This is a genomic window from Nitrosomonas sp. (genome assembly GCF_019752095.1).
Lineage (GTDB): Bacteria > Pseudomonadota > Gammaproteobacteria > Burkholderiales > Nitrosomonadaceae > Nitrosomonas.
Window position 1 is genome coordinate 1 of sequence record NZ_JAIEMO010000007.1, and the last position, 19,197, is coordinate 19,197.

Consider the following 19,197-nt stretch of genomic DNA (forward strand, 5'->3'; position numbering starts at 1 on the left):
ATCCAATGATTATTGAAAGAATAATAGCAAAGCATCGAGGAAAAATTGTGCGAAATAAGCGATTATCAAAATACGGTGTTAGAAGAGTGACAGCGTTTGCTGTAGCGGTAATTTTATTTTCTTTATTATTTCAAGTGAATTCTGTAATGGCTCATGCGACTTTAGTTAAATCTGATCCGCCTCGCAGAGCTACGCTTTCTACATCACCGAAACAAATACAGCTTTGGTTTAATGAAAAAATCGAAGGGTCTTATGCATCAGTAACAGTAGAAGACTCGAATAAAAAATTGGTTACTGAAAATATTCCAGAGGCAATTACAGATGATCCGAAGTCTATTGTATTAAATTTGCCCCAGATCCAACCCGGACGCTATACAGTTCATTATCGTGTGATGTCGGTGGATGGTCATGTCATTGAGTCAGAATATGATTTTAGTATCAGAAAATAATAACTCGTCGCAATAAATGTTAGAAATAATTGCAGCATTAGCACGCTGGGTTCAGCTTGTAGCAAATCTAATCTTATTAGGCAGTTGTGTATTTTTGATAATTACAAGTACTGCAAAACGAGCTCAGCCCAAAGTATGGATAGGACAACTAGAGCGTTTATTTCCTTGGCTAGCTGTGAGTGTCCCGATAGGCTTGCTTGTAATCCTAAGTACAACCATAGTGCAGGTGACTGGAAGTCCTAGTAGTCTAGGAGAGCATGAGGTTTGGCTGGGGCTGTTGGGAGATACGCGTGTAGGACAGATTTGGATTTTACGTTTTACAGCGGCAATACTCCTATTGCTGGCAGTTTTATACCTTTGCAAAGCATCTAGAGCGCGGTGGCGGTATGCTATGTGCGCTGCAATTGCGGTTTTGCCGCTCGCTGCAAGCTCATTAGCTAGTCATACCGCAGCGGATGAATTCTCGGTAACAGCTGTAATGCCATATGTGCTTCATCTCATCCTGGCCGGTGTATGGTTTGGAGCTTTACCAGCTTTTATATTGCTAATTCTTGATAGACACAATGAGACAAACGAAAGGGTTATAAACTTCGAATTTGAGACACTGAAAAAGTTTTCATCAATTGCATTACCGACGATGCTACTGATTATATTTACTGGAATAGTGGTTGCTGATCAAATATTTGATGGCTATTATGCTGCATTAGTTGCGACTCCCTATGGTTGGTTTTTAAGCGCAAAAATATTTCTATTAGCTATTATTCTTTTGATTGCTGCACGAGTACGTTCTTATTGGCTTCCTTTATTGAATTGTAAACAAGATTCTGATGTAAATAGCGGTAAAAGTGGAATCAAGAAATGGGTTCGCATTGAATTTATTTTAGCATTACTACTACTACTGTTAGCGACGATAATTACCAATACAACGCCTGTAAAGAATGCGCTTATTGAGAACTGGCCATTTCCATTCCGATTCTCAGTTATTGCTACTTGGAATCAACCCAATGTTGCTAATCAAGTCTGGATTGGTTTGGCGGTTCTGGTGCTTGCTGCAGTGGTTTTGCAACTAGGTCGACTACGAAACTGGGGAATAAAGCGTCTAATTTTTATTCCAGCTATATTGTTTATATCTGGGGGGGCGATTGCGTTGCAACCTCTGACAATTCAAGCATATCCTGAAACTTATCGGAGACCACCGGTTCCTTTTGATGCAACTTCTGTGGCGCATGGTGCTGCTGTATTTGCACAACATTGTGTTGAATGTCATGGTCTTCAGGGAATGGGTAATGGTATCAAGTCCCGGACTTTATCCACGAAACTGCCGGATTTACTCATTGAGCCGCATACCGTGGAGCATACGCCAGGAGATTTTTATAACTGGATTACGAATGGTATGGTGAATACGGATATGCCGGGTTACGCTGAGAAATTGTCCGATGAAGATCGATGGGACCTGGTTAATTATATCCATGCATTGTCGCGCGGATATCAGGCACGGATTTTAACGTCAGAGATTGTGCCCAATAAAGCATATGTAAAGCCGCCGGTTTTTTCATACGGAACTCATGATGGAAGCTTTGGCACACTGCAAGAGTTTCGAGAAAATAAGACTGTTTTTCTGGTTGTCTTTTCATGGCCGCAATCTAGAGATCGTTTGGAGCAGTTAAAACAAACTTATGAGCGATTAAAGGAACAAAATGTTGCGTTGCTTGCAGTGCCCAATAAAGATCTTGCTGCCGAAGATATGGAGCAATTAGTGGCTGAAGAGCTACCTTTTCCCATTGTTACGCAAAGCGCTGCTGAAATTGCGGAAAGCTATGCATTGTCACGCAGAACATTGAGTCATCCTGATATTATCGGACGCGGAACAACTCCTGATCATATGGAGTTTATAATTGATAAAAGTGGCTATTTGCGTGCACGTTGGATTCCATCTGTAGATCACTCGGGATGGACAGATATTGATCATCTGAGCCTGCAAATAAGTTTGCTAAATCGCGAGAAAATGAACACATCCTTTCCGGAAGATTTTGTCCGCTAACTCGTTAGCCATTTAGAGAATGGAGTTTGCACGGCATTAACAACTACAGGCACGTTAGCTACTGGTCAGTTTAAGATTGGTGCGCAAGCGTCGGATGCAAATGGCCTCATCATTTATAACAAGTCGACAGGTGCTTGCCTATATGATGCGGATGCTAATGGCGCTGGCGCTGCGGAGCAGATAGCTATGGTTGGTGTTGGATTGGACATGACCCATGCGGATATTGTGGTAATTTAATCTGTGCTAGTTTTAATCTAATTTCTCAGATCATTTAGTAGGTCAGACTTGATCTGACAGTTATCCGGTTTGACGCAGTGCGTGTCAGATCGGGTCGCAACTACTGCATTTTGCAATTGACCTACCTTCTCGGTTTTATCCTATACTTTCTTCGCTGCGTTCGACAGAAAACCGGTAACCAGTCCCTCGCACGGTTTGCACCAGATTTTCTTTACCAACCGTTTCAAGAATTTTGCGTAGCCTGCGGATATGCACATCGACGGTACGGTCCTCGATAAAAACATGATCACCCCAGACACGATCAAGCAATTGGGCACGCGTATGTACGCGTTCCTTATACGCCATCAGAAAGTGCAGTAAGCGAAATTCTGTGGGTCCTAGTATGATTTCTGTGAGCTTTGTAGAATCATGCTCAGGGAACATATGCACTCTGTGTGTTGTAGGATCCAGCTTCAACCCACCAATCTCGATAATTTCATCGGACATCTCGGGTAAACGACGACGCAGCACCGCCTTGATCCGCGCAAGTAACTCACGGGGTGAGAATGGTTTAGTAATGTAATCATCTGCTCCAGCTTCCAGACCGGCAATTTTGTCGTTTTCTTGAATCCGGGCTGTCAACATGATGATCGGAATGGTTTTGGTGCGTTCCTCGCGCCGTAAATTTCGAGCGAATTCTAAACCGGTGATATCAGGCAACATCCAATCCAGCAACACCAAATCAGGTAACACATTGTTAATCAGAAGTTTTGCGTGTGTCGCATCGCTCGCACATAAAACCATATGACCAGCTTTTTTTAAATTAAGCGCGATCAATTCCTGAATTGCAAGTTCATCTTCGACAATCAGTATTGTTACAGCCATCAACTACTCCATTGATATTCACTATCAGCTAATAGATGTTGTAATAATATTAATAAAGCATGACATATTTATGACAATCTGATGAATGTCATAAATTTATCTCATGGAAAGTTGATTGATGCCCGTGATTTCAATCAAGTCAATCAACCGCATCGGGTGAAAAACGAATGGAAACAATCCGCAGTAACGTCAGTATTGTAATGGCAGCAATATGGAGACCCACTTCCAGCAAGGTGTATTCTTTATACCAAAGTCCGATCAATTCTCCGATCAACACGACCAGTGCGACATCCAGAATGAAAGTTACTTTTACACGTCCGAGAGCCAAGTAGGAATGCAAGATACGTATCAGTTCCAGTAATGCCAGGATCAGCACGATATCTACAATGATGCGCTCGGCGACATGTGCCCACCCATTTTTCACAATATCAAGCAGACTCAATATTAAATTCAAAATGCCCGCACCTATCCATAAATAGAGTGCAAGCATCAGTACACCCACAATCAACTGGATGGCACGAATGTGCCAATCGGTATCGGTTAACTGAAATGTACCATTTCTTTTTATTATCTTGGGATTAATCATTCTGCGATTCCGGTATTGAGTGACTTGGATGCTTATCTTAGTGAAGCAATATGAAAGATTTATGACATCGCAAAAGATTGCATTGCCCGAGCATTCAGTTTGACACTCTGATAAAACGATTCTGATTTATCCCAATGGAATTGATTAAATGACATCGAACTGTCATGAAAGTGAAATATTCAACTTGTAGTATGCATGGCATTGTTGATGAGGAAATTATGCATAACCACTTTTCAAAAAAAATAGCTTCAATCTCCAGTTTGATGATCTTGTTGTTAAATACTCCTGTGGCGATGGGGAATAGCCTGGAAAACCTAGCTAAATCATTGGCCAAAATTCGCGGCGAAGTCGAAACACTGCAGACGCAGTTGGATCTTGATAAGGAGAAGCATGGCAGCAGAATGATTGCGCTTAATTCGCAATTGGCAGATTTGAGTGTTGAAGAACGTCGGCAAAAACTGAGTATCGAGAAGTTGCAACATTCCATCGAAAAATTGGGTGTTACAGCGAAACAGGCAGAGCAATCAGGTGAAAGTCTGAAGCCAGTTCTGCTGGCGGCACTGGGTGAATATAGGTTGCATATTCAAACCGGATTTCCATTCAAAATGGAAGATCGCGTCAAGGCGATCAGTGACCTGGAAAATAATTTGATCAATCAGCAAATAGATCCCAATAAAGCGGTCAACCAAACTTGGTCATTGATCGAAGATGAAATTCGTCTGAGCAAAGAAAACGGCATTTACCAGCAAACGGTAACGCTTAATGGAGAAAAAGTGCTGGTGGATATCGCGAAACTGGGTACGGTGTTTCTCTTCTTCCAAACCAAGGACAACCAAAGCGGAATGGCTAAAAAACTGGCACAAGGCGGTTGGCAGTTTGAAATTGTGGATAACGCCGGTGATAGGGAGCGAATCAGAAATTTGTTTGATTCATTGAAGAAGCAAATTCGCCAAGGTTATTTTGAATTACCGAATCCGTTAAAAAAATGAAAATAATATTATCGATCCTGACAGTGTTAATAGTCTCGTCCAGTTCGGTTTTCGCGCAAGATCAGAAAGACGCTGGAGCCGCCGAGAACCGATCGGTTTCAGTACCTGAAAGAAAACCTGAATCGGCTCCTGCCAATAAACAGAATTCAGCCAAGCAAAATACCATTAGCTTGGAGACGGCTTATAAGCGTGAATATGCTTTTCTGGAAGCACAGAAACGCGAATTGACTGAGCGCTTGAGAACCTATCAAGCTAGCGCTAGTCGGGAGGAGCAGGCGCTGAGTGGGAAAGTCAATGCGCTTGAACGCAGCTCAGTTGAACGTTCAGCCAAAATTGATCAGCTAAATGCACAACTTACCGAGTCGGAGCACAAGGAAGCTGCGGTTGTAGAACGTAGCGATGCTCTGGAAACCACTTATTTGCAAGCAGAAGCAACCTTGAGGAATCATGGCATAGAAATGCCCGAAGCGATGAAAGAAGCCAAGGATAATGATCCAATCAAGGTTGATTTTTTGTTTAAGCAAGCATTGTCTTTACTCCAAAATCTCGGTGCAATTCAGACAAAAGCGGGGCATTTTTTCTTAGCCAGCGGTAAGCAGGTTGAGGGATCATTAATTCATCTGGGTAATATCGCAGCCTATGGTATCAGTAACGATGGCGGCGGAAGTTTGGTGCCTGCGGGTGGCGGCGATTTCAAGGTTTGGAAGAATGCGGGTGCTGAAAACGCGGCTACTTTGAGAAAAAACGAACAGCCAGATGTTTTGCAGTTGTATTTATTTGAATCACGCACCAGTGCAATTGATGAATCTCCTGAAAAAAACATCATAGGTATTATCGATTCTGGTGGCCCAATTGGTTGGATTATCGTGATGCTGGGTGGTATTGCGGCCTTGTTGGTTCTGATCAGAGCGAAGTTATTACGAACAAATAGCTCTAACAACCAGCAATTGACGGAACAAATTATTGGCCAGCTAGCTTCCGGTGATCTGGAGGTTGCCAAGAAAAGCTGTGAAGACAATTCATCCGCGATCGGGCGCGTGTTGCACTATACCCTGCGCCATTTGAAAGATGACCGGGATCACATGGAAGGCATTGTATACGAAGCCATTCTGCAGGAATCCGGCCCATTAGATCGTTTTGGTGCAGCGATATTGGTGATCGCCTCCGTGGCACCCCTGCTCGGTTTGCTGGGTACGGTAACTGGCATGATCGAAACCTTTGACATGATTACCGAATTTGGTACTGGTGATCCTAAGTTGTTGTCAGACGGTATTTCGATTGCCTTGGTAACAACGCAATTGGGCTTGATCGTAGCAATTCCAATATTGATGCTGGGTTCATTGCTGTCCTCCTGGGCCAAAAATATTAAACGTGACATGGAGCATTCAGCGCTCAGAATCATCAATGTTTTTCTGGGTGGTGGGCTTGATAGCGATGAAGTGAGTGTGCCCACTGTGGACGAGACTGCTCTGGTTTTAGGTAATACTTGAAATGGATTTGTCGGAATACATTCTGATAATAAAACAATTGCTTGCTGCGGGTGGAGTTGTGATGCCTCCTTTAGTGCTGTGTATCTTGTTGCTTTGGTATGGCCTAGGTTATCGATTTTGGGTGATGAAATCGCCAAAAAGAATCGGTGTGCGCGATTTGTTGAAATATTACCAACAGCATGATGACAAACCGGCCAGAAGTATCGTTGCTCAGGCTATTAAGCAAGGCGTTCGGTTGCAAAAAAAAGGTGTGAAAAATCTGCGGCGTCATTTGGATGCGGCTTTTTATGAATATGAAAGAGAGATCCGCAAATTTTCTGTTTTGGTGCGCATCGTCATCATCATTTCTCCTTTGTTGGGTTTATTGGGAACTGTGATTGGGATGATCGAAACATTTGATTCATTGGCAACAATGACTTTGTATTCCCAATCCGGTGGTATTGCGGGTGGTATTTCACAGGCTCTGTTTACTACCCAGATGGGTCTTACAGTCGCCATTCCCGGTTTGTTGGCACACAGCATCCTAAACCGAAAACAGCACCAAATAGAGTTGGATCTTTCACAAGCCAAAGATTTGCTGTGTCATCAGATCCATAGTCATCACCCAACCAAGAGTCCTTCATGATGAGAAACCAAGAATCTGCCGAAGTCGAAACCACCATCGATATGGCGCCATTGATCGATATCGTTTTTATCTTATTGATCTTTTTTATGGTGACGACGACTTTTGTTAAAGATATGAAACTGGAGTTGGAGCGGCCCAAGGCTAATAGTGCTGTAGCCGCATCGAGCAAGGCGATTCGTTTATTTATTGATCGCAACGGAGATACCTATATGGATGGTGAACCCGTTCGGCTGTGGTTGATACAAAGCAAGTTACGTGATGCGCTAAGTACTGCCTCCAACAAAATTGTTCTGGTAGTAACGGATGAAGGTGTGCCGGCGGGAAGATTGGTAGAAGTAGTGGATCAGGCGCGTTTGGCAGGGGCCGAAAGCGTTGGTGTTGCAACTAAAAAAGAAGCGGGGTAGAGAAAATGAGAACAATAAATATGAAACAACATTTGGCTGGAGCCGTGTCAATGTTATTTGGCCTGGTGTTCGTGTTTGGGTTGATCGTGATATTAAATCACTACATGGGAAAGATTGAAAGAACACCACCTCAGGAAGTGACAGAAATTTCCATGACGCGGGAGATCAAACAAGAACCCAAGAAAGAAATTAAGAAAGTGGAGCCCAAAAGGCAAGTATCTCGTCCACAAGCACCCACACCTTTCAAAGGACTGGATACCGCGCTTTCCGGCATAGATCTAGGTTCACTGGGCTTGGATAACGGGCAACGCGACATTGACGACAGTTTACTCGGGAAAACCGGTAACGCTGTCATGACAGCCGACTTAGTGGATATTCCACCCAAGCCGATTGCGCGAGGGTCGTTCAAATACCCACCGACGGCCAAAAGGAATGGCGTCAAGGGCTATGTTGTTCTGTCGGTATTGGTTGAAACTGATGGTTCTGTCAATCAGGTACAAGTGCTGGAATCCAGTCCATCCGGAATTTTTGATGCGGCAGCGCTGCAGGGCATTCGTGCCTGGCAATTTGAACCGGCTAAGTACAAAGGCGACATCGTTCGTGTCTGGGCCAAACAAAAAATTCGCTTTGATTTATCTTGATAGTTGATATGAAAAACCGTTGGATCTGGCAGTTTCATTATCTGATTTGCGCCGCTATCGCGCTGAGTTGTTACGCTCACTCCGTTGGAGCGAACGATAATAAGACACAGCCAACCGATTTTCTTGAATTGGCTGCAGTCATGTTAAAAGATGGCCATCATGACCGTGCTTTGCTGGCTTTGCAAAGTGTCGATCTAGGAAATAAGAAAACCGACTTGTCTAGATTCTATACATTGCAAGGCTTATCGTATCTGGGACTGAACGATCTTGAGGCAGCCAAAGACAGCCTGCAACTAGCAGTCAAAAATGGACAAAAAGATCCTTCGATCTTCATCTATTTGGCACAAGCTTACTTCGGAGTTAAAGATTACAAAAATACCATTGATGCCATTGAAAAAGCAGGTGCGTTGATTAACAAAGATGCGGTTCTAATCAGTATGAAGGCGGAATCCTATTGGCATTTGCAACAAACCACAGCGGCGATCAACACCCTGAATGAAGGGCAACGAGCTTTTCCATCAGATTTCCGCTTTCTCAAGCGCAAGGTATTTTATTTTGTCGAGCTGGGACTCTATCAGGAAGCTATCAGGTTAGGCCGGGAATATTTTAAACGCTCTAACGCAACCGCTGCGGATTATGTCGCATTCGGCAATGCATTGCGTTTGAGCCGGGAATATCAGGAAGCCATCAATATCCTGGAAGTTGCGCGCTTGCAATACCCGCATGAAGAAATGGTGGCAAAACTGCTGGCGCATACCTATCTTGATCAAGGGTATTTAAATTCTGCGGCATTTATCCTGGAACAGGCCGCGTTATCGAATCCAAATCTGCAGGCTGAAGCTGCCGAAATTTACCGGCGTGCAGGTCGCTTCCACAAGGCATTGACACTTAATGAAAGCATCAGTGATCAAAAGGTGAAATTGAAACAGCGATTATCGATTTTACTGGCATTAAAGCAATTCGAGCGCGCCGCCAACATGGAATCCAGTTTGTACCGTACCGGCTTATTGGAGGATCAGGACGTGCGCTACGCATTGGCTTATGCGCTTTTTTCAAGTCGACGCTTTTCCGAAGTCAATAAGCATTTGGAGCATCTCAAGAGCGCCGAGCTTTTTCGCAAGGCCACTGAACTTCGGCGTTTGATGGAAGTATGCAAAAACGAACCATGGCAATGTGCCTGATGCATCTGTTGACTATGCCGCCTTAGCATCCGCTCGAGACAGCTCTTTCCGTCATCTAATAATTAAAGAATTATCTCCATGAACCAGTGTGCTGTAAGTGGAGAGGGGGCTTGATACGCCAAATGAATATAAATTTTAAAAAAATCTTCTGGTTTTGCAGCTTGTTTGCGATTACTGTAATCAGCAGTTTTGCCTGGGGAAATGCCGGGAAAGCCGAGTTTTCTGTTCATTTATTTCAGAATGGACTGCCGATTGAAAATGCAGAGCTAATGATTACCAGTGAATCGTATGATAAATCCAATGCAGCTTTAATCTTTGAAGTCACGCCTTCAACTTATAGTTGGTTTGCGGATGCGGATTCACCGCTAAGAACCAATGCCAATGGCAGTATTGCCGGAAAATTGCCGCCCGGATTTTATCTATTTACTATTCAAACGCAAGATCAGAAATTCACTTTCGACTTGCCGTTGGACCCAGCTGAAAACGTGCAAATTCTTATTACATTCTATGCCGGGAAAAAGAAGCCACTATTGAATATTGAAAGTTCAGTTACGGGAACGATGGCGGGTGTTGATGCAGCAGCAAGCAAACCCCAAGATCAAGGAGAAGGTGCTATTGCTGTTCAAGTGATATCTGCAGAGACGCAGAAACCGCTCAAGGATGTGCAAGTTTTTCTGAGTGGATCCACCCAGAAGTTAAGAACAGATGAACAAGGCCGGGTAACTGCGACTGTCCCGGCAGGTAGTTACAGTATCTCTTTGTTACATAGCGCGTATAGTAGCCAAACGCAGGATGATGTCAAAATCACTGACGAAAAAACCACTGAGCTAAGTTTCAAACTTACTCCTGCAGGGGTTGAGTTGGCTGAATATGTGGTTCTGGAGCCTCATCTGGCGGGCACTGTTGCTTCGGTAATTGAAGAGCAACGAGCGGCAACATCCGTTTCTACTGTATTGGGTGCTGAACAATTTAGCCGGGCCGGCGATGGTGATGCTGCCAGTGCGTTACGAAGAGCATCCGGTCTCACTCTGGTAGGCGGTCAGTTTATTTTTATCCGTGGGCTAGGTGAGCGATTCTCAACTACATTGGTGAATGGTGCAGCAGTCCCTAGTCCGGATCCAACTCGGCGTGTGGTGCCATTGGATCTTTTTCCGACCAACATTCTTGAGAGTGTATTAGTACAAAAAACCTACTCTCCAGATCGTCCGGCAGAATTTGCTGGCGGAACAGTGGAGTTACGAACTCGCGGTATTCCCGATGCATTCTTTTTCAATCTCAATTTGCAGACAGGCATTAATGACAATACCACCTTCCGTGATGGTTTGACATATAAAGGAGGAGCAACTGATTTTACCAGTTATGACGATGGTGCGCGTGCATTACCGGATTCACTTGCAAATGCAACTCAAAATGGAAATTTGCAACCAGCATCTGTGTTCAATCCAAATGGCGTTACTCCTGGACAACTTGAGGGGCTTGGTGAGGATTTATCAGGGGTATGGGATGTTAACAGGAACAAACAAGGACCCGATACCGGCTTTCAGGCATCCATGGGAGATAGTTTTTCTTTCGGTGACTTCAGGTTAGGCTATATTACCGCGGCGGGTTGGAAGCAGGAATTCAGAAGGCAAAATGAAATCAATCGTGAGTTTGCTTCTGCTAGATTGATTGAGACTCAAGACTTGGATGTGCAGCGATCGTTGCGTGAAGTGGCAGTAACGGGTTATGCGGCGACCGAGCTTGAATACAAAGATAGTCACCGGTTATTTGCCAAGACAATGTTTCTGCGTCAATCAGTTGATGAAGCAAGGGTTTCTCAAGGTTTCGTTGACGCGGAAACGACTGAAGTTCGGAGGACGAGGCTGAGATTCTTCTCTAATCAATTATTGACGAACCAATTTGGCGGTGAACATCGATTTGATTGGTTAAGAGACTTCTCTATCAACTGGTTATATACCGATGCCACTGCTAACAGGGATGAGCCTAAAACGAGGGATTATCGCTATGATGCAAGCCCCGCGACTGGTAATTATATATTCTCTCAAAGAGCGGATAGTAATGTCATCACGTATGCAGACTTAATCGATAAAGATCAAAGCTGGCGAGTGGATGGGAAATTGCCACTACAACTCACACCCAATCATAAATTAACGTTGAGCAGTGGCGTTATTACTCAAACCAAAAGTAGAGATGCAAGCGCACAAAGGTTTAGTTACTTTAGATTTGGCCCCGATGCATCTAATACTGCCATTACTTCACAATCATCTGTTGAAAGTATTTTATTGCCGCAGTATATCGGTGCAAATGGATTTCAGTTGCGCGACGTAACACGTAAAAGTGATCAATATACTGCTTCCCAGAATTTATTGGCTTATTATGGCAAATTAGATTTATTGTCTTATGACAGAGTTAATGTTACTGGCGGGTTACGCTGGGAAGATAATGATCAGAAAGTTAATACGTTTTTAAGAAACCAGCCGACAACAGCACAACTGAATCGAGTTGATATGCTACCGTCTGTAGTGACCACTTTTTTTCTTACCGATAAGCAGCAACTTCGGGCAGGGTTCAGTCAAACGTTATCGCGGCCGGATTTTAGGGAATTATCATCAGCTCCTTTTTTTGATATGAATACTAATCAAGAAACTGTTGGTAATCCTCTATTAAAACAAACTGCAATTACCAATTGGGATTTGCGTTGGGAATATTACCTCTCTCCGACTGAAAATATATTTGCCGGTTTTTTCTGGAAAGATTTAACCAATCCCATAGAATTGGTCGCTCAACCCGGCACCGGAGCTTTGAACACATTCCAAAATGCTGACAAAGCCAGTGTTTATGGATTTGAGTTGGAGGTATTAAAGAAACTGGATTTTGTACACCCACAGTTGCAGAATTTTTATGTAGGTGGCAATTACACGTGGTCTCAATCCAATGTTAAATTAACTGCTCAGAATCTTATCGCCCAAACGACAAATAATAGGTCGTTGCAAGGACACTCTGAGCATATTGTGAATTTCCAGATTGGATATGACAATCCAAAATGGAAAACACAAGCAACACTTCTATACAACGTTGCCAGCGAGCGGATTATGGCAGCCGGTGTGCTTTCCGCACCGGACAAGTATGAGCAGCCCTTTCAACAACTGGATTTTGTCGTTAGTCAGAATTTATACAAAGGATTGTCGACACAGATTAGCATGCAGAATTTACTCGATGATGATGTACGTATCATGCAAGGAGACGAAATTAGCCGCCAGTTCCGCCGCGGGCGCTTTTTTAATTTAAGTGTTCGCTTAGCATATTGATTGTTAGACAATAATAAGATTTTAAGCGCAACTTCATGTAAAGTGTCGTCGGAATATTACCCACTGTGCTTTATTCTACTGCCTATGACATCTGCTGAATCAATCATAATGTTTACGAATGCTTGGCCATTGCTTTGCGTATACAGATCTACCTTAAACTTGAATTTTATCCGGTATTAGCGTGTTGCAAAAACTAACGCTACTGTTCCCGTTATGGATGATTTTGCTGTGTGCTACTGCATTAATCTGGCCGGAGTGGTTTGTTTTTTTGAATCAAGGTTCCATCGTAGTGCTAATTCTGGCATTTGTCATGCTGTGTATGGGGCTAACACTCACCTTCGATGATTTTCGCCGGATTGCTCGCATGCCTAAAGCAGTAGCAATCGGTTTTGCGGTGCAATATTCCATCATGCCATTTTTAGCTTATAGCATTGCTTATACGCTCAATTTACCCGATTATTTTGCGGTTGGCCTGATTTTGGTGGGCTGTTGCCCTGGCGGAACAGCTTCAAATCTCGTGACTTATATTGCTAAGGCAGATGTGGCGCTTTCCGTTGTTATGACAGTTTGTTCCACTTTGGCAGCAGTTGTCTTGACGCCGTTACTCACACAATTATTTGCAGGTGCGCTTGTTCCGGTGGATAGTTGGCTGCTATTCAAGCAAACGCTGCAAGTCGTAATACTGCCCGTTGTGTTGGGGATTCTGCTCAATCGTTGGGTGCCTCGATTGGTGCAAAGCGTGATGCCGATCGCACCTTTGCTGTCCGTGCTGGGTGTATGCGTGATCTGTGCTATTGTGTTTGCTGCTCATGCTGAATCCATTCTAAGTCATGGCGCTGAATTGATACTCGCTGCGGCTTTGTTGCATGGCAGTGGTTTTCTCGTTGGCTATCGCTTGGCAAAACTTTTAGGTTTCCATCCTCAAACTGCGCGCACAATTTCGATTGAAGTTGGTATGCAGAATTCTGGTTTGGCCATCGTGCTGGCAAAACAGGTTTTTCCAATGCTGTTGTTGACACCCGTTGTAGGTGCAGTTTCAGCGCTCATGCATTCATTGATCGGTAGCTTGTTGGCTGTTTTCTGGCGTATTCGAATTACACCTTAGTTGCATTCATTACATCCAGATCGGAGTGGATTGTTCCGAATCCTTGGATACAAGTCCTTTCATTTGATAGAATTTTTAATTGACATGAGAGTGTAATATCTCTGTCATGTTGGCCTGTTAGATTTGCTTACCTTATATAAAACTTGGAGGTAGGTAAATCATGTTCGAATTAAAACATATAAAAGAAAAATTAATGACTGTATCTGCAGTACTTTTGAGCGCTGCCGCGCTAAATGTACAGGCCACGGCCACATACGATCCAGCATCAGGTATTGTTGATCTTCCCGTTGTTGAGGTTCTAAGCGGCGGAACGTCGGCTTTCTACAATGCTCAGTTACAGCTTATTGGAAACGAATTGCAACTGATTTCGGCCAATCCTATTGCAGCCACAACGGGGCAGCGTAACGTATTTGATTCTGATACAGGCTCAGTGCATGTGGCTTCAGTACCGGTTGGAGCAGATAGTTTTTATGCTAAGTTAAAGTTAGTGCCTGGATCAAACCCAATGAGCTTCACGGTTGATCAACTGACTACAAATACGTTCCAAGGTTGTCCAGGCTTTGCGCAACAAGGGCCAACAGAAAATTCTTGCATTCTGAGTGGCGAGATTACTTCAAATATTACCTTGACCAAGAACATTGTGTGGTTACTACAGGGTCCTGTCTTTATCGGAGGTGACAATGCGCTGAGTGCCACACTTAGTATCAATCCCGGAACAAGAATTATTGGCATAGGAGGTCAGGGCGATCAGGCGGCGTATCTGTGGATCAGGCGTGGTTCGAGAATTATGGCTGAAGGCACACCCGACAATCCGATTGTCATGACTGGCCCGAATGAGGCAGCAGCAGGAGAATGGGGCGGTTTGCTGATTTCCGGCAATGCACCGGTCAATGGTTGTAACGAAGGCGTGCCTGTCTGTGAAGTTCCATTTGAGGCGATTGTTAGTGAGCTCTATGGCGGAAACAATCCAGCTGATAATAGTGGCGTGATTAAATATACACAAATTCGATTTGCGGGTACTGCGGTACGCCCAGATGAGGAGCTCAATGGCTTTACGCTCAACGGTGTTGGTTCAGGGACGCTTATTGACTATGTCCAGGTTCACGAAGGATTGGATGATGGGATAGAGCTTTTTGGCGGCACCGCGCAAATGAAGCATTTGGTAATAACTAACGCCCAGGATGATTCTTTGGATTGGTCAAATGGCTGGCAAGGTCGCGTGCAGTTTGTTTTAATAAAACAAGCAGCAACTATTGGTGATCGCGGCATTGAAGCTGACAATAACGAGAGAGACCAAGATAGCCTTCCTCGTGCTCAGCCTATTCTTTCCAATCTTACAATTATAGGTCGCACAGGCGATTCGGCTACACAAGGCGTGTTATTGCGTCGTGGGACAGGCGCCAATATCTGGAATTCCGTTATTACTGGCAGTCCTACATGCCTAATGATCGATGGCGAGAGAACCTTTGTCAATGCGGGTGCTCCCGGCAGTTTGGGCGGTGGTTTAACCATCCAAAATTCGTTTGTCAATTGTGCCAGCAATTTCGCGGATGGCGAAGGCGCCACGTTTACAACATCTGACTGGTTCTTATCTCAATCTGAGAATCAAGCCGGCGATCCTTTGCTGAATGGTTATTTGCCAGCCTCAGGTTCACCATTGAGACTGGGTGGTGCCGCAGTGAATGATCCTTTCTTTACCGTGGTCGATTATGTGGGTGCGTTCAGGGATGAAAACGATGATTGGACGCGAGAATGGACATTTAATCTCAATTAATTTGTGCCAGTTTTAAGAGTTCTATTTTCGTTGTATCCAGGCTGAAGTTTTCGATCAAAATTACTCAGCTTGTTTTTTCAGGAGAAATCGCTGGATTTGCCTTTCGGGGAACCAGCGATTTTTTATTTGTTGATTTCGACCGATTCTTTCAACGCGTGCCCTTCGTTAAATAGTCTGAGGTATTTATTTTTCATAACGCTTGATAATGAACATCCATTACTTCTAGTTCTTCCATTCCACCCGGAGTGTGCAGCATTACTACATCACCTTCACGCGCCTTGAGCAAAGCTTTAGCCAGCGGTGAAATCCAGCTGATACGACCACATCCGGGGTCTGCCTCGTCCATGCCGACAATACTGTAAGTTTGTTTCTCGCCTTGGGCATTGCAGATCGTCACGGTGGCGCCAAAAAAAACCTGGTCGCATTCACCCCGCTGCGAGGGATCAACTACCTCCGCATTATCCAGTCGTTTGGATAAAAAGCGCAGACGGCGATCAATTTCACGTAAGCGTTTTTTGCCGTATATGTAATCACCATTTTCTGAGCGATCACCATTGGAGGCTGCCCAGGTAATGGTTTTTACCAATTCCGGGCGTTCCACTTTCCATAACTGGTCGAATTCATTTCTTAATCGCTGATAACCGTCTGGTGTAATATAATTTTTGGAACTCTGCGGTAATTTGGGCGTATCGTCCAGATCATCGTCGTTTTCATTTTCTTTGGTGAACGCCTTACTCATATTTGCAAATCTACATTAGAAAAAAGATATCAAATCTTGCAATATAATATTTGTCATTTTCAGCCTTATTAAAAACTTGGTTGATAATAGTGTACTGAGAAAATTATTCCGACTGCTTGTCAAACTGCTTTAGTATCTAATCCGTTCGCAATCACTCGGAGCGACTGCTTTTCCTTCTCATAGGCGAAACTACCCCAAGGCTATCCCTCAATTTTTCGGTGAATGGAAGAACAGGAAATCTTGCTGTAATGAAAGCCCCAACACCTTCGATTCCAAGGTGTCACAGATAATCTTTTATTTTAATAGTTTCTGTTTTTTTCTAGAAGCGTATTCGCGACGGTACTGTCAACAATGGCATCAACTTTTTCTAATGCTTTTCTACCTAAAAGCATAGGTGTCGAAAAACGAGATCGGTCAATTAAATTAACCATGATTTTGTAGGGTTTTCCATCAAAATGAATTTGTAAATTTACGACAGGGCGTGAATGGTATTTTTGAGGTTGATCGCCATCGATAGCGCGTCTTTTTATTTTTGAATAACGAACAATAGGTAAATTATAATGGAGCGTATTCTCCAGCTCGGGGTGAGAGACTTTAAACTTCACATACTCTTCACCTTCTTTTTCATATAATTGAATGTCTTGTGCGGAAATTGAAGCAGTTTCCGCACCAGTATCCAGCTTTGCCGTCAGTGTAATTTTGTCTGATGTTAGCGTTACGGGCTCAAGATAACCATAAACCGATTTGTTTGCTATAACAGGCGTTGAAATAAGAAAAAAGACCATGCTAAATAAAAACAGCAGTAAAACGGAATAAAATGAGTAGGTTTTTTTGTGTAATTTCATAACAAGTATATTTATATGTAGAAGTTTATTGTTACATGAGCGTAATGCGAACTCATATTTTGAACTGAAACTTAATTTGTTATTTAACTATATTGTGATGTGGATTGTGATGAATCAGCGTAAAGGATACATCATCGCTCTTTTAAAAATACCGAAAACTGGATGATGTGTCAAACATGTCAATTAGTGATCAGAAATGCATGTGATTTATATCAGCTTGGCAGTTAGAGGTGTAACCTATTGATATTATTTTTCTATCAAGAAAAATATGCGCGGGGAAAGGCTGGCTTAGTGGTGAGAAATGGTGGATTACCCGTTTGCAATCCACCATTGCGAGCTGAGTTCTTAAAGAGGATTATTTATGTGAGAGTCTTACGGTTCCAGCGCTATTCAGATAAGTGCCGAGGCGTTTTGCTAAATAAACTTCCACGGCGCCTGTCGATGTGCTGGTCTTGGTTTCCAAACCAACGCCGCAAGCCCACAGTTGAGCATCTAAGATTGCGATGCGTGAATTGTGGTTTTCATTGATTGTTTTAGCCTGATAATTGGCGTAGGTATTGTCTGTGCCTTTTGACGTATCAACCACTACGGTGCCGTCTGGGAGTGTGATCAGAACACGGCCATTGGCTAATAGTGCTGCCACTGTATTGGCTTCGTTGCGCAGTGAATTGTAAGTAGGATTGTCTTTAACTGCATTGAGTTTGTTTTTGAATTTTGTTACTTGTGCCGGTGTCAATAATGCATCCAGATTAGCATAGGCAGGTGTGGATAATTTAGCCAAAACTTGGTCTCCGCATGCGGCCATTGCGTTGAAACTAACAAATAACAATGCAGCAACTAAAGATAATAAAGACATTTTTTGCATTTTCATGTGAAATCTCCGATTTATTTTTTAAGTATTGCCAGACCCATTGTGAGCACTGAATGTGTTCAATAATGCATCATCCGTATGCGCATACATCACATTCATCACACAGGTAATGTATGCGAGGAGTATGCTAACAATCGATCGTGACATGCTGATGTCATCCATATTGCAGTAGCATTAAATTTTAGAGAATTAGTAGAGCTATGGCGTTGGAGGTTGAGTATTTGTCCGTAAAAATATTTCCACTGGCAGGGTTGTGATGAAATCCTAAATGCACAATATTGGTATTGTATTTATTAATAAAGAGAATTTTTATGTCTAAAGTGACAACTGTAACCCAAAAAAATGATACCCATAATAGTGCAGGCCTAAGTGCACAAGCTATTAGCGAATTGAATGATCGTTATCGTCCGCTCAATTTTGAGGAGCGCTTGCGCAATCTTTATTTGGATTTTCATCCTGAGAAAGTAATGGTGACATCTTCTTTTGCAGCAACCTCTGCCTATTTTTTGCACATTATTTCCCGCATTTGTCCGGAGCAGGTTATATTTTTTGTAGATACGGGCTTCCATTTTCCAGAAACCTTGCTATATCGGGATTATTTGATCGGGTTGTACCATCTTAAAGTCAAGGATCTGAGAGCTGATGAATATCAGCACTGGTACAGTGAAAAAGAAAAATTATATGTGGTGGATCCAGATTTTTGCTGCACGATCAATAAAATCGGCCCCTTAGATGAAATCAAACCCAACTACGATGTTTGGGTGTCAAGTTTGATGAACTGGCAGACGGATCATCGCGCAAGTTTAAGTATTTTTGAAGAACGTCGCGGAATTATCAAATTTAATCCGATGATTGATGTGACTCGTGAAGAACGTGACGCCTATATTCTCGAACATAAATTACCTTTCCACCCGCTTGTGGCAGAGGGATATTCCTCGATAGGTTGTACGCATTGCACAGTGAAAGGTAATGGTCGCTGTGGGCGTTGGGCTGGAAAACCTAAGACCGAGTGTGGCTTGCATCTTTAAATCTCTAACTGGTATACAGC

Annotated in this window: 17 protein-coding genes; 12 read left to right on the forward strand and 5 right to left on the reverse strand. The window is 43.3% G+C overall.

What is annotated here, in order from left to right:
• Together K2Q13_RS02955 and K2Q13_RS02960 are read left to right on the forward strand one after the other, a co-directional pair.
• Positions 1-449, forward strand: a 449-nt coding sequence (locus K2Q13_RS02955; RefSeq protein ID WP_365725118.1) for a copper resistance CopC family protein, incomplete at its 5' end; no start/stop codon positions are given.
• A gap of 16 nt (positions 450-465) precedes the next feature.
• Positions 466-2,490: a CopD family protein gene (locus tag K2Q13_RS02960; RefSeq protein ID WP_292919170.1), complete on the forward strand. Its 2,025-nt coding sequence runs from the start codon at positions 466-468 to the stop codon at positions 2,488-2,490.
• 372 nt (positions 2,491-2,862) lie between these two features.
• Here K2Q13_RS02960 and phoB read toward each other — a convergent pair whose 3' ends face one another.
• Both phoB and K2Q13_RS02970 read right to left on the reverse strand, forming a co-directional pair.
• Positions 2,863-3,591, reverse strand: coding sequence for a phosphate regulon transcriptional regulator PhoB (gene phoB, locus K2Q13_RS02965; RefSeq protein ID WP_292919171.1), 729 nt, complete (start codon positions 3,589-3,591; stop codon positions 2,863-2,865).
• Between the two features lie 139 nt (positions 3,592-3,730).
• The gene (locus K2Q13_RS02970; protein WP_292919172.1) at positions 3,731-4,177 is read right to left on the reverse strand and encodes a phosphate-starvation-inducible PsiE family protein; all 447 of its coding nucleotides are present in this window, start codon (positions 4,175-4,177) and stop codon (positions 3,731-3,733) included.
• A 218-nt stretch (positions 4,178-4,395) separates the two neighbouring features.
• Between K2Q13_RS02970 and K2Q13_RS02975 the strand changes: the two genes are divergently transcribed.
• From K2Q13_RS02975 to K2Q13_RS03015, 9 genes are all read left to right on the forward strand, one after another.
• On the forward strand, positions 4,396-5,166 hold the full coding sequence (locus K2Q13_RS02975; RefSeq protein ID WP_292919173.1) for a DUF3450 domain-containing protein: 771 nt from the start codon (positions 4,396-4,398) through the stop codon (positions 5,164-5,166).
• Positions 5,163-6,656 carry a MotA/TolQ/ExbB proton channel family protein gene (locus K2Q13_RS02980; RefSeq protein ID WP_292919174.1) on the forward strand — a complete coding sequence of 498 codons (1,494 nt, stop codon included), beginning with the start codon at positions 5,163-5,165 and terminating at the stop codon, positions 6,654-6,656. Before K2Q13_RS02975 ends, K2Q13_RS02980 begins: the two co-directional genes overlap by 4 nt.
• Before the next feature lies 1 nt (position 6,657).
• Positions 6,658-7,281, forward strand: a complete 624-nt coding sequence (locus K2Q13_RS02985) for a MotA/TolQ/ExbB proton channel family protein (protein ID WP_292919175.1) — start codon at positions 6,658-6,660, stop codon at positions 7,279-7,281.
• Positions 7,278-7,685 carry a biopolymer transporter ExbD gene (locus K2Q13_RS02990; RefSeq protein ID WP_292919176.1) on the forward strand — a complete coding sequence of 136 codons (408 nt, stop codon included), beginning with the start codon at positions 7,278-7,280 and terminating at the stop codon, positions 7,683-7,685. Before K2Q13_RS02985 ends, K2Q13_RS02990 begins: the two co-directional genes overlap by 4 nt.
• A gap of 5 nt (positions 7,686-7,690) precedes the next feature.
• Positions 7,691-8,326: an energy transducer TonB gene (locus K2Q13_RS02995; RefSeq protein ID WP_292919177.1), complete on the forward strand. Its 636-nt coding sequence runs from the start codon at positions 7,691-7,693 to the stop codon at positions 8,324-8,326.
• Between the two features lie 8 nt (positions 8,327-8,334).
• Positions 8,335-9,507: a tetratricopeptide repeat protein gene (locus tag K2Q13_RS03000; RefSeq protein ID WP_292919178.1), complete on the forward strand. Its 1,173-nt coding sequence runs from the start codon at positions 8,335-8,337 to the stop codon at positions 9,505-9,507.
• 122 nt (positions 9,508-9,629) lie between these two features.
• Entirely contained in the window at positions 9,630-12,815 is a 3,186-nt protein-coding gene (locus K2Q13_RS03005) for a TonB-dependent receptor (protein ID WP_292919179.1), read from the forward strand.
• 181 nt (positions 12,816-12,996) lie between these two features.
• The gene (locus K2Q13_RS03010) at positions 12,997-13,920 is read left to right on the forward strand and encodes a bile acid:sodium symporter family protein (protein WP_292919180.1); all 924 of its coding nucleotides are present in this window, start codon (positions 12,997-12,999) and stop codon (positions 13,918-13,920) included.
• 160 nt (positions 13,921-14,080) lie between these two features.
• On the forward strand, positions 14,081-15,694 hold the full coding sequence (locus K2Q13_RS03015; protein WP_292919181.1) for a hypothetical protein: 1,614 nt from the start codon (positions 14,081-14,083) through the stop codon (positions 15,692-15,694).
• Positions 15,695-15,884: 190 nt separating this feature from the next.
• Here the strand turns inward: K2Q13_RS03015 and greB are convergent, their stop codons facing one another.
• From greB to K2Q13_RS03030, 3 genes are all read right to left on the reverse strand, one after another.
• Positions 15,885-16,433, reverse strand: a complete 549-nt coding sequence (gene greB / locus K2Q13_RS03020) for a transcription elongation factor GreB (RefSeq protein ID WP_292919182.1) — start codon at positions 16,431-16,433, stop codon at positions 15,885-15,887.
• Between the two features lie 299 nt (positions 16,434-16,732).
• Positions 16,733-17,278, reverse strand: a complete 546-nt coding sequence (locus tag K2Q13_RS03025) for a RimK/LysX family protein (RefSeq protein WP_292919183.1) — start codon at positions 17,276-17,278, stop codon at positions 16,733-16,735.
• A 355-nt stretch (positions 17,279-17,633) separates the two neighbouring features.
• Positions 17,634-18,149, reverse strand: a complete 516-nt coding sequence (locus K2Q13_RS03030) for a hypothetical protein (RefSeq protein ID WP_292919184.1) — start codon at positions 18,147-18,149, stop codon at positions 17,634-17,636.
• Between the two features lie 311 nt (positions 18,150-18,460).
• Between K2Q13_RS03030 and K2Q13_RS03035 the strand changes: the two genes are divergently transcribed.
• Positions 18,461-19,177 carry a phosphoadenylyl-sulfate reductase gene (locus K2Q13_RS03035; protein ID WP_292919185.1) on the forward strand — a complete coding sequence of 239 codons (717 nt, stop codon included), beginning with the start codon at positions 18,461-18,463 and terminating at the stop codon, positions 19,175-19,177.
• Positions 19,178-19,197 lie beyond the last annotated feature (20 nt).